Source organism: Paenibacillus sp. FSL R5-0713 (assembly GCF_037973325.1).
Lineage (GTDB): Bacteria > Bacillota > Bacilli > Paenibacillales > Paenibacillaceae > Paenibacillus.
The window spans coordinates 1870815-1882795 of the sequence record NZ_CP150229.1 but is presented as its reverse complement, the minus strand read 5'-3'; the positions used below and the strand labels follow the sequence as shown (position 1 = coordinate 1882795).

The window sequence follows — 11981 nt, the reverse complement described above, 5'->3', positions numbered from 1 at the left end:
TGATAAACTGGACATACGAGATTACTACAATGATATGAATTACAACAGGAGGAGATCAACCTATGTTTGGCGTTAACGTGAAAAAAATAGAAGATAAACTGGTCATCCGCTGGCAGTTCTCCAAAATCGAAATCCCCATCGCACATATCTCATCGGTCACTCTGGATGATACGTACGGTGGCAGCGAACCATCCGCCATTCGGATCGGTCCGGTTAATGGCACAAGCGAGAGGATTCTGATCCGTACGGTTAATCAATCATATATCTTATTCACGAACAGTGTGAATTTATATCCCAATATCCGAGATATGCTGCAACCGGCAAACTAGATTTTGGTTCGAAACAGATTATAATGTTCCTCCAAAGGACAGCTCCATTTACATATGTACCCAACCAGAAAGAAGCGTGAGTATTCGCATGAATTGTTACAGCGAATACCCACGCTTCTTTCATCTCAATTCAACGCTCCCCTTAACCCACTACACCTGAGCGCTCAATGCTCTCCACGAAATAACGCTGCACAAACAGATACAAAATAATCAGCGGTGCAATCGCCAGCAAAATACCTGTATGCACAATCATGGCCACATAGTTCGGATCGGCCTTAATGCCCGAGTTCGAACCAAAGCCCATCAGTTGCGGAATCAACTGGTTCGCCTGAGCAGGCAAGGAAGCCACCTTCAGTGAGATCAGTGGACTTTCACTCATGAATAATGCCGAATAGAACGTATCGTTGTACTGCCACACAAAGGAGAACAGAATGACCGTAATCAGTGGTGAGATGGCATTGGGCAACATGATACGGGCAAACGTCTTGAAGCCACCAGCGCCGTCAATCAGGGCGGCTTCCTCAATCTCTTTCGGCATGCCCTTGAAGAACTGTCGGAAGATGTAGATGAACAACCCCGCCTTCAGCCCTCCCGCTGTTGCCGCCGTAATCACGGAAGGCCAATACGTATTCAGCAGATTAATGCCATTCTTTCCGGTAAACAACTGGATGATGCCCATAAAGTCAAAGCTGCGGAAATGCAGATACATCGGCACCATGAGTGTGCTTGTTGGCACCAGAATGGTGAGGATCACCAGTACAAAGAGCACATTGCTACCTGGAAAAGAAAACCGGGCAAAGCCGTATCCGGCAAGTGCACAGGATATGGCTGTCAGAAGCGTTGTAATGGTAACGAACAATAACGTGTTCGCCAGCAGAGGCAGGTAATCCATCACTTGTGCCGCCAGCCGAATATTATCCAATGTAACGTGCTGAGGAATCATATAGATCGTTGGATTGTAGATATCCTGCTTATCCTTGAACGCCACTGACACTTTGAGAAATAACGGATATAAAATAATAAATGAAATACCAATGACCAAAGCATATCTGAATATGGAATAGAGAAGGTCCGATGTCTTGTTTCGCACCCGCTGCATGTGGTAATTCTGCTTCGGAACTACCACCATGCGATCTGTCCCTGATGCAGCCATAATCTGAAACCTCCCTCAATGTGAACTGTCAGTTGTAATGAACACGCCGTGACAGTACCCAGCCCACTACGATCAGTACAAGGCCAATCACCAGCGTATACAGCCAGGACATCGCCGAGCTTAAGCCAAAGTTCTGGGTTTTGAATGCGGTCTGATAGATCGCCTGCGTGACCGGACTTCCGGCAAAGGAATCAATGATGGTATAGATGACATTCGTCAGAATCAATGGACTGACCATGGGAAATGTTATTTTCCAGAACGATTCATAGGCTGTCGCCCCTTCGATCTTCGCAACCTCATACATTGATCCCGGTACCGATTGCAGCGCGGCGAGGAAGATCAGAATCTGCACACCCGAACTGCTAATAATCTCATAGATCCGCATGATGGCTTCAACGATGTAATCCACATAGGCCATTGGCAATCCCACATCCGCCAGCATCCGCACAATGGATACCACATTGAACGAGGCACCACCATCAGCGGCCGCATCGACAGCACTTGCATCCCCCATTAGATTGATTAATCCCGCAGACTCTGCTGCTGCAACTGCACTGGAAGCCAGAATAACCGGCAGAAAGAAGATCGCACGTGCCATCGTCCTACCTCTGAACTTCTGGTTAAGCAGTGTTGCTGTAAACAGACTGAAGAACAGAATCATCGGCACATTCAGCAACATCGCTCCTACGGAATCCACCAGAATCCGGTTGTATGTAGCATCAACCAGAAGCGCATCCTTGAAATTTTTGAATCCAACAAAGTCCAGAACGTATCCTCCCGGAGCAACGGACAGATTACTCAGACTGAACCGAATCGATTGCAGGAGCGGTGTGGCAAAGAGGAAGATGAAACCGAGCAGCCACGGCGAAATAAAGGCAAGTCCAAGCAGCGCTCTCCGTGACTTCAGCGATAATCGAATGGTTCTCATCGGTTCACTCCTCCCACCACATAGTCCGTCCCGCCAACCGTCGTTCCATCCACAGTTACTGCATCCGCATTGTAATTCACAAGAATGGTTGTACCGCCAGTATAGGTGACTCGGACCACACCTTCCTGAATGCGTTCATGTCTGAGGATCTTCTCATTCACCACATCTCCCAGTACGTCTTCGGCCTGCTTATACAAAGCAATGGCGTCATACACCCAATAACTGTACTCCGTTGCGTAGGCCGAATCATAATTCGTCAGCTTCAGCCTGGATGATGGTTCATAGGTCCATTGGAAAAACGGAGCTGCTCCAAGCTCCAAGCTTCGCAGCAACTGTTTGCGGAGATCCTGATCCCCCGACATGTTCATTGGAGATGCCGCATAGTTCATGTATCCATGAATGACCATCGTATAAAAAGGAACTTCTTCATCGGTAATATTGAACCGACTTGACCCTGCGGGTACATTTACAACATGTTGGGCACTACCCCAAGCATAGCTATTCGCTGCGGATACCATCAGGTTCGGATAGGACTGTGCCAACTTGCCCAGCTGCTCCTTCACTATGTTTTTTGCCGTCTCCCGATGAATCACCCGACTATCCCGGTAATCCGAAGTCAGGACCTGCCCCAGATCACGAAGGGATAATCCACCGAGGTCCAGTTGATTGAATTGATCAGTAAACTCACTCACCACATAAGGAAGCTTGGCCGCTGAGAGCAGATAATAGCTGTCCTTACTCTGATCCATACGATTAAGCGCAGAGTTGTATGGATACAGTTCTGCTGTCTCCTTAGTAACAAACCGCGCCGCATCCGAGGAAGGAGCAAAACGCATATCATCGTGATAAATATGCTGGAAAGCCACATCCGGGTACAAAGCTCCACCCGACTGCTCCAGCTTAGTTGACAATGCCTGAAGTTCGGAACGACTACCTACTTCCTTGTCCAACTTCACCTGCGTTGGCGTATGATGGCTGACACCACCGCCGAACCATCCCTGATACCGCATTTGTACACGGTTCACACCATTCTGCTGTAACTTCGCTGCCATTTCAATGGCCTGTTCGTACGTCGTCATAGCTAAAGTGGTCCGATAGGGTACGCTAAGGAACGAAGCCTTTTTGTCCACTGCACCAAGCACATCTACATAAAACGGCAACGCTGTCTTTTCCGCGAGGGGTTTCAGCACATCCTGTTCTATTAACTGCTGTTGATACAGGCGGGCCATTCCCGAGTAACTGGCATCTTCTCCATGAAGGAAATGATAGCGGACCTGAATGTCTCCACGGTAAGGCTCTTCGCCAAGCAGTTGAATCTCCTGCATTTTCTGCGAGGTGTACATCTCCAGTTCATCCTCACCCCGCAGCGAGAAGGTTGCATGCACATGGTTGTAGCTGTTCTGTCTGCCTCCAATATCCGCGGAGATACTGGCTATGCCGTCCCCTTTTTCAATGACTGCAAACCACGCATTCTCCCCGTTCTTCAGACCAAACACAGGCATATGCGCGGATTCACTAACCTGAGGACGACTGAGCGAATTATCATTCGGGTCTGCACCATAGACACGCTGTACATACTGCTCTTCCTGGGTTTTCCCGTTGTTCAGGTGGATCAGACTACCCGAACCGTCAGGTACCAGCATGTAGCCTTCACCTTTCGTATCCGCAGCACCAAAATAAGCGAGCAAATCAATATTTCGGATACGGTATTGCCCACTTTCCTCTATCTGACTCAGAGGCACGGTCACAACAAGCGCCCCTTGATCCAATCGGTATTCCACAGAAATCACGAAGCTTGGCTTATCCGATACACCTCCGCCTTCGACTCCATTCTCCTGATTGTCATAAGCGAGATCGTCCGCCGTGTAACCTGCCGTCTCAAATGCACTCAACATCTTGTTCAGCACAAGCTGCTTCGAAATCTGTCCATCCAGCCGTTCCAGAATATCCGGATTGTTCTTGGTTGGATAATAACGGGCAGATGTGTATCTAGCGACAGAAGCGTCCAGCTTGGAAAGAACCTTCTCCTCCAGTCGCTGTTTGCTAATCAACTTCGGCAGTGCATCAATCCCAAGTGATGTATCACCCAGTGTATAGTTGACCCGAATCCCTTGATCGATCTGGCCCACTGTGAATTGTTTGTTGCTTATACTCGAACTGAAATTTGGAAAGTTCTCCAAAGTGCCCATCGAATCCCGGAAAGACACGTTCAACTGGGAGGACAGCACTTCTTTCTCATACGCAGAAGCAAGACCATCCTCAGCCCGTTCTTTCGGGTTGCTGTACCAGACCTCTCCACTTTTCCCGTCACGTACTGCAATTTCCGTTGTCTCCTCGTTATAGTACAGAGCCAAGCCCTGATCTTCGGCTACCAATTGCATACCAGGCACCCCCTGCGAAGAGTCGACAAGGAACTTCAATGGTTCCTCCGTGACAGGCATAGCTCTGGTTGTTGTGTCCAGATAAGCCGCAGCTTCTACGGCAGGAATGCCCCTGTTGTTTATATACAGCAGCCCGGCTGCAATCATGATTACAGCTGCACCACCAGCCAGCACCGTATATAGTCGTTGCCTTTGGTTCACGGATGCCGCCTCCTTTAGGTCCGAAAAATCAACTCGCGGTAGATGTTATAACCGAATTCGTACAACTGTTGCAGCATGCTGAAGACCAGTGCGCCAAGGAATACAATAATGCCCATCACAATGAGTGTCAGCACCATCGTAACGATCGTTTTAACCACCGTGTACTGGTGTACCGTCATCATGCCAATGAACAGAAGCAGTACAAACCAGAAAAATGCGATGCTATTGAACAGATAATAAAAAGCAGTCTCCTCCTGCACCATGAACCGGCTAATCACGATCATCGGGGCATAGACCAGAATAACCGGAATGAGCGAGTAACCTGTTGCCAGAACGATTTCCCTGAACTTGCCTTCCCCTTCCATCAAGGTTGTTACTGCCCAATTGGCCGTGCACCATAGAAAGAAAGGCACCGCAACTGTGGCGATCTCAATGATGCTGTTAATCGTGCGGGGATCGATGTAATTAACGAGAAAGCCTGCGTACTGCTTTTGTAAAATCATCATGACAATGGTAAGCGCAAGTGCTGCCAAAGCAACAAACAGCCGTCCCCGGTTAACCGACTTGAGGTCCCAGAATGCATCAATGGGGTGAAAAATGAGATGCAGCGGAAACTTAATGAAATCCTGCTTCACGATCGACCTGCCTCCTCCGTCTCCATTTAGCCGCCACCCGGGTCAGGATCAGAATGACAATCAGCGCAATTACAGCGGTCAGGAATGTACCAAAATGTTCCTTCATCATCTCTCGCCGATGCCTCTTGAACGCGACAGAATAACTCTTGCGATCCATCCCAAGTTCGAAGTACCCCAGCGCCTCCTCGTTTTTCTTCTCCATTAATAAGGACTTGCCGATACCGATATAGGCGATGTCATAGTTGGCATTCAGCTTAATCACTTCTCTCCATATATTCACGGCTTCCGTGTCCTCGCCTCGATAGTGGAGTGCGACCGCTTCATTCACACGGGAACCAAAACGGGTTGGCTCGTAGACAACAAGATTGTTCTTCCCCCGGTCCAGAACCAAGCGGTGCTCACCCGATTGCTCAATCGCAACTGGCGTTTTGAGCGTGCCCACCTGATTTCCTTTGCCACCATATATGTAGAGCAGATGACCTTCATCGTCGTACGTGAACACCCGATTCTGTGTCGCATCCAGTACACTGTACATGCCATCGCCGAGCACTTTCACATCAATCAGTTTGGATGGACCGGGATTGTTACGGAACCGGATATCGCCTTTGACGTCGTAATAACCAAACCGCTTCAGTACATCTTCGCCAGACGGGTTAAGGCGTTTGATCGGTTCATTCGAGCCTGGATCAATATTCGTCGCATATACGAAACCTTTGGGGTCGATATCCGCATTGGAGAACTCTGTTGGCACAAACAGAACCATCTGTGCACGCTGGGCTTTGGTGGATAACATGCGCCAGATATATTCGCCGTAGTCCCGCTCCACTTTGTTGGTACCGACGTATCCGATAAATGTCCCACTCTCGTCAAACTGCATAATGCCTTCGTAGACCCCTTGTGCCACAACATATACGCGACCTACATGATCAACCGTCAGTTTCAAGGGCTGGAACTGGAATTGGGTCGACAGGATATCCGACTCCGGCTTGGTTATGATATGAAGCAGCATCCCTTCTCCATCCAAAACAACCACTCGACTGTTGCCCGTATCGGCGATGTATATGTGTTCTTCTTCATTCACGAACAATCCGCCCGGAAGATTAAAGCTCTCTTTGCTGCCCTCTGTCATGAATCCATCGATAACGCGCAGCAACTTAAATTCCGGGTCCAATACGACAATTCGATTGTTGCCACTATCCAAAATGTAGATCAACCCGGACGGAGAAACGTTCACATCACCGGGGTCTTTGAACTCACTAATGCCGAGGTCACGGCCTGAAATGGTGCGCTCGGGCAGATAGGCATCTGGTGAAGGAATAGCCTCTTTCCAGTAGTTGTAGTTATAACTCTCATACGGCGCCGGGGAGGCCGCCGCAGGCACGGCATTCACCAGCAGCAGAGATACTGCCGCCAGGAGAACAAGCCATCTTTTCACTGTGCGTGCCATATCGTTCCCCCTTAATCCTTCATGCCCGAGCTCGCCATCGTCTCAATGATTCGGCTCTGAGAGAAAATAAATAGCGTGATCGGCACACTCATCAAAATCAGTGCTACCGCAGCACCCGCTCCTGCCCGGGATATTCCGCCCTGAATAATCTGACCTGCTGCATAATGCAGGGTCTTGAGCTGCTCGCTGTAGATGTACCCATTGCCATCACTGCCCCATAACATCTGGAACAGCAGAATGATCAATGTAAGCCAGGCTGGCTTCACATTGGGCATAACAATGGACCAGAAGATCCGGTATTCACTGGCACCATCAATCTTGGCCGCTTCCAGCAGTGCATCCGGGATCTGCTCCATGAACTGTTTCATCAGATATAACCCAAGTGAATAGGCAAATGCCGGAATAATAACAGCCCAGTACGTGTCAATCCATCCGAGCCATGACATGATCATATAGTTCGGAATGGCCGTAACTGCCGGTGTGAACATCAGTGATAGTACGACCACTTGGAACATGAATACTTTGCCTGGAAACTTGTGCTTCGCAAGCGGGTAGGCGGCTGCGGAAGCCAGAAGCACATGACCTACAATTCCGATACCTGTAATAAATACCGTGTTGAATATATAGCGTGAAAACGGTACCCACGAGTCACTCAGCAGATTCAGCAGATCTGTAAAGTTGCTGAATGTGGGATTTTTGACAAACAGCGTTGGCGGAAAGGTGAAAATCTCATCCAATGGTTTGAATGCATTGTTGATCGCATAGATCAACGGCAGCACCATGAAGGCACCAAATACGAGCAGAAGGGCAAACAGGGAGAGACTTCCTGATAGCGAGCGATTCACCCGCTTTTTTCCTGTTGCAATTGCAGCCATAGGTTATTCTCCCACCCTTCGAAGCAGTTTCTGTACCAGCAAGTTGGTGCCCACCATGATCATGAACAGCACGGTCGCAATCGCCGATGCGTATCCCATCTCAAACCGCGTTGTACCAAAGTCGATCAAGTGGGTGACCACCGTCTCTGCCGCATAGTTCACGCTTGGGAACCCGGCCAGTGCAATCGACACATCAGCCACGGCAAACGAAGTTGTGAGCTGAATGACCGCGCCGAACATGAGCTGTGGACGCATCGAAGGCAAGGTAATGTACCACAGCTCCTGCCAGCGATTTTTGATCCCATCCACCGCGCCCGCTTCATATAACGTCCGGTCCACGGTCTGCAAACCCGCGATAAATGCCAGAAATCCGGTTCCCAGACTCAGCCACAACTGCACGAGAATGAGGATGGGCATAATATAGGCTTCCGTCTTCAGCCACTGGATCGGTTCCAGCAGAAAACCCCATTTGATCAACAGCCCATTGGCAATACCATAACGATCTCCCGAGAAAATCATGAGCCAGATAAAATACACATTGCCCGAGATGGAGGGCGCGTAGAAGATCAACGTCATGAACGCTCTCCATTTCGGTGTTAACTCATTAATGATCCACGCGAAGACAAAACAGGCAATATAACTGATCGGCCCGGTAATAATGGCGAACAACAACGTATTCTTAATCGCAATCAGGAATACATCATCCTCCAGAAACAGGCGGGTATAGTTCTGCCAGCCAATGAAACGCGGGAATTCCAGCATATTAAAGTAGGTGAAGCTGAGTATGATCGAGATGACAACCGGAATCACGGTAAACATGACGAACAGCAGCATATAAGGTGCAAGCAGAACATAGGAATGTTTGCTGGCCTTCATTTCCTGGAGCTTCCAGCTCCACCACGATTTCATGCCCATCCTTGACGCTTTCTCAGGAGGACTGTTTTGTCCGTCTCGGAGTGATATTTGTGGCACGATTAACCCTCCCTCTGCTTACGGAAGACCAAATTCATTACGCTTCACTCGAATCTCGTCCTGAATATATTGGGTATAATCCATGATGGATTCCCTGGCTTCCACTTGGCCAACAACGGTTTTGTAAAATGCATTGAATAGATGGCGGCCTGTAAAATAACCACCAGGTACTTCGGGAATACCCTTCACCGTTTCAAATTGCGCCTTCAGATTGGCGTAATCCTCGGCAGGCCACGGCAGGGAATCCAGTGCCTTGATGTTGGCCGTTGGATAACGAGCCGCCGCACCCATCAGACCTTCCATCTCCCGTCCGAATTCCGCCTGAATCGGTGCACTGGTCCACCATTTCATGAACGCCCACGCCGCATCCTGATCCTTGGCACCCTCCAGCATCATGACTGCACTGCCTCCACCCGGTACGTCCCGATTCAAGGTTCCATCCGCCTGAACGGTTCCCGGGACAGGAACGAATCCCCATAATCCCCGAATCTCTGGTGCAAATACGGACAGCTGGTTGTACATGGTGTAATCCGTTAGCCCAATAGGCATCTGTCCTGTCCGGAAACGGTTGGCAAAATCATATTCCCGCTCCAGCTTGTAATCGGTATAGAACTCTGTCCACCGCTTAAAGGTCTCAATCCCGATCCGGGAATCCAGATCCGACTCCTTGTCATCGTTCCGATAGAAGGCGCCTCCGTTCTGAAGCAGCATTGTGGCATACTGCGAGTTCGGTGGAATATTGACACCCTGCATATTGGCCTGGGTCACAACCGGCATGCCAAATTCCATATGGTTTTTGCTCAGAATCGCGAGTAGCGCCTCGACATCCTCCCAGTTCTGAGGCACTTCAAGTCCCAGTTCTTCGAGCACATCCTTACGGTAAAACAGCATGTTAAAGGTCTGCGTCTCCGGCAAGGCATATACGCCTGAATCATAGGCATACGGTACGATTGCACTTTCCCTGAACTCCTGCTCTACGGTGCCATAGTCACTGAATTGCGTCAGATCTACAGCCGAATTCCGCATGGCAAAATTCACGGGCAGATCATTGCCGATCTGCATGGCAATATCGGGTCCTTCGCCCGACAAGGTCGCTGGCAGCAAGGTTCCCATGTTGACCAGCTTCAAGTTCACGTTAATGCCACTGTCTGGTGTAAATGTCTTGTCAATCATCGCCTTCATCGTATTCGCCTGGTCCCGCCCGCTGCCAATCCAGACGGTTACGGTGCGCTGATCTTCTGATGTAGCTACATTGCCGATCTGGTTATAATCAATGAAGAACGAATGATAGAATATCTTCGCTTCATGACCGAGCTTGGCAATTGGCCCCATGCCTGTTCCGGGAATATCTTGGTCGATGGAAGTGACGTACAATGCGTCGATCTCAAGGGGCTGCTCTCGTGCCTGCTGCACCCATGTGCCGAGACCCCCTGTGTTGGTTTTGTATGCTCCAAGCCTTCTTGGTATGGTATTTGGCTTGTCAATCATCTCGTCCAGTTGCTGCGCCATCGTCTTGATCAGTGCTTCCTGATCGCTGGACTGTCCTGATAGAAGACGAAGCTGTGCGGCCACGTCTTTGAGTCGTTTACTCTCCCCACTGAACACTTCCAGCAGGTTCGGGATCTGCTGTTCCACCCGATAATCCCGGAATTCATCGGGCTTGGTACCTGTAATCATCAGAATGCGCCGGTACATGGAGTTCAAGTTGTACAGACTGTCCTCCACATTTCGGATGAGGGGCGCAAAATCACCCAGGCTGTTCTCCAGCCGCAGCACATGTTTTCCTTTTTCCAATTGAAACTTGTATGCTTCCTTGCCACCCATGACGTCAATGCGATAGTCACTTTGATAACGAAAAGGCGCTTGGGCCATCTCTGCGAACGGAACTTCACCGTCAATGGTCAGTTTGCGAGTAGAATAGATGCCTTTGACAAAATTCTGCTGTGCGGTAAAACCGATATGATACAGTCCGCTCTCCGGCACATCCACTTCCCATTCAATCCATTGTCCTGGCAGACGCCAGTTAAAGCCACCAATCGTATTGATGCGTACCTGGGAAGCACTGTAAGGAGATACTGCAGAACTTGACCTTTCGCTCGTCGGGTATAACGTAGGTGAAGATTTGGCAATAGCGGCTTCTCCTTCAATGCGAATAAGGACATCCTTCGGCTGCCCGGAGGAATCCGACTGTTGTGCCCCCGCAGTCTCTGCGTAAGGAACGGCTGTCTTCTCATTGAAAAGGCGTATGGACCGAATCACCATGGGTTCACGCGAAGATTTTAGCGTTAGGGTGTGTTCCCCTTTTTCCAAATAAAACTTGAATGGAGCCTGCTCGTACCCGTCGGAGTCCTGAAACGTTTCTTCCATCCAGCGTGGTTGCTCTACTTGTCTCGGACGAAGGTCATTGCCTTGATTGTCCTGCTCCACAACATCTTTCTCATTGGCCCATACCCGATCAAACTGCAAATAGGCGGCTTCCGCAAAAGGAAGTTCACCGTCAATGTACAATGCACGTTCAATAGCTGAGCTCTTGCCTTCAACGGGATAATAGATTGCGGACAGGTTATACAGCCCGGTCTCCGGCACGTTAATGATCCAATCCACTTGTCCGGTCTCTCCCGTATGGAGAGATACACCATCCATTCCCTCATAATTAGTGAGTTTGCGGACGTCTTCACCTTCGGCTCTTATGTAATCTCCCGCTTCAATGGTGATGTCCACACTTGGCTGTGAAGCCTGGTCTGTTCCAGAGCGATACTGTTCGTATCCCTTCTTCTGCCGGGTTTGCTGCAAGATCGCATCCACTTCAATGGCAGGCAGACTGCCAGGTGGAACGTCTGCACCCTCATCAGCGCCGGAAGTTACATATAGAATGATGCAAGCTGCCGCCACGATGATCACTGTGGAGAATATCCATGTCTTACGTTGTAGAATTCCAGCCATCCTGCGAGTCCTCCTCATCAAGGCTGATGCCAGCAAAGCCGATTTGGTGGTTCAGGAAAAAAGGGCTCCGTGCAACATTGCCGACACGAGCCCCTGCCTGAATCGTTTGCTGGTGAT

At 49.6% G+C, this 11981-nt stretch carries 9 protein-coding genes; 1 reads left to right on the top strand and 8 read right to left on the bottom strand.

The genetic code is table 11. The features are described 5' to 3' along the window. The first annotated feature begins 62 nt into the window (after nucleotides 1–62). On the top strand, nucleotides 63–329 hold the full coding sequence (locus tag MKZ12_RS08600) for a hypothetical protein (protein ID WP_339259941.1): 267 nt from the start codon (nucleotides 63–65) through the stop codon (nucleotides 327–329). 142 nt (nucleotides 330–471) lie between these two features. Here the strand turns inward: MKZ12_RS08600 and MKZ12_RS08595 are convergent, their stop codons facing one another. The 8 genes from MKZ12_RS08595 to MKZ12_RS08560 form a co-directional block, all read right to left on the bottom strand. Next, nucleotides 472–1482, bottom strand: coding sequence for a carbohydrate ABC transporter permease (locus MKZ12_RS08595; protein WP_339259939.1), 1011 nt, complete (start codon nucleotides 1480–1482; stop codon nucleotides 472–474). Nucleotides 1483–1510: 28 nt separating this feature from the next. Continuing rightward, nucleotides 1511–2410, bottom strand: a complete 900-nt coding sequence (locus tag MKZ12_RS08590; protein WP_339259938.1) for a sugar ABC transporter permease — start codon at nucleotides 2408–2410, stop codon at nucleotides 1511–1513. Continuing rightward, a complete protein-coding gene (locus tag MKZ12_RS08585; protein WP_339259936.1) occupies nucleotides 2407–4992 on the bottom strand; it encodes a DUF5696 domain-containing protein in 2586 nt (861 codons plus the stop codon). Before MKZ12_RS08585 ends, MKZ12_RS08590 begins: the two co-directional genes overlap by 4 nt. A gap of 14 nt (nucleotides 4993–5006) precedes the next feature. Then, the gene (locus tag MKZ12_RS08580; RefSeq protein WP_339259934.1) at nucleotides 5007–5627 is read right to left on the bottom strand and encodes a YIP1 family protein; all 621 of its coding nucleotides are present in this window, start codon (nucleotides 5625–5627) and stop codon (nucleotides 5007–5009) included. After that, complete coding sequence (locus tag MKZ12_RS08575; protein WP_339259933.1) at nucleotides 5608–7074, bottom strand: NHL repeat-containing protein; 1467 nt, start codon at nucleotides 7072–7074, stop codon at nucleotides 5608–5610. The genes MKZ12_RS08580 and MKZ12_RS08575 overlap by 20 nt, the downstream gene beginning before the upstream one ends. An 11-nt stretch (nucleotides 7075–7085) precedes the next feature. Then, nucleotides 7086–7949 (bottom strand): carbohydrate ABC transporter permease, encoded by an 864-nt coding sequence (locus MKZ12_RS08570; RefSeq protein ID WP_017689719.1) that lies wholly within the window; start codon nucleotides 7947–7949, stop codon nucleotides 7086–7088. A 3-nt stretch (nucleotides 7950–7952) separates the two neighbouring features. After that, the gene (locus MKZ12_RS08565; protein WP_091032984.1) at nucleotides 7953–8864 is read right to left on the bottom strand and encodes a sugar ABC transporter permease; all 912 of its coding nucleotides are present in this window, start codon (nucleotides 8862–8864) and stop codon (nucleotides 7953–7955) included. 75 nt (nucleotides 8865–8939) lie between these two features. Continuing rightward, entirely contained in the window at nucleotides 8940–11864 is a 2925-nt protein-coding gene (locus tag MKZ12_RS08560; RefSeq protein ID WP_339259932.1) for an extracellular solute-binding protein, read from the bottom strand. Nucleotides 11865–11981 lie beyond the last annotated feature (117 nt).

Excerpts from the sequence above, each read along its gene's own strand:
- MKZ12_RS08575 (WP_339259933.1), bottom strand. The coding sequence starts at position 7,074 with ATGGCACGCACAGTGAAAAGATGGCTTGTTCTCCTGGCGGCAGTATCT.
- MKZ12_RS08560 (WP_339259932.1), bottom strand. The coding sequence starts at position 11,864 with ATGGCTGGAATTCTACAACGTAAGACATGGATATTCTCCACAGTGATC.
- MKZ12_RS08570 (WP_017689719.1), bottom strand. The coding sequence starts at position 7,949 with ATGGCTGCAATTGCAACAGGAAAAAAGCGGGTGAATCGCTCGCTATCA.
- MKZ12_RS08595 (WP_339259939.1), bottom strand. The coding sequence starts at position 1,482 with ATGGCTGCATCAGGGACAGATCGCATGGTGGTAGTTCCGAAGCAGAAT.
- MKZ12_RS08565 (WP_091032984.1), bottom strand. The coding sequence starts at position 8,864 with ATGGGCATGAAATCGTGGTGGAGCTGGAAGCTCCAGGAAATGAAGGCC.
- MKZ12_RS08590 (WP_339259938.1), bottom strand. The coding sequence starts at position 2,410 with ATGAGAACCATTCGATTATCGCTGAAGTCACGGAGAGCGCTGCTTGGA.
- MKZ12_RS08600 (WP_339259941.1), top strand. The coding sequence starts at position 63 with ATGTTTGGCGTTAACGTGAAAAAAATAGAAGATAAACTGGTCATCCGC.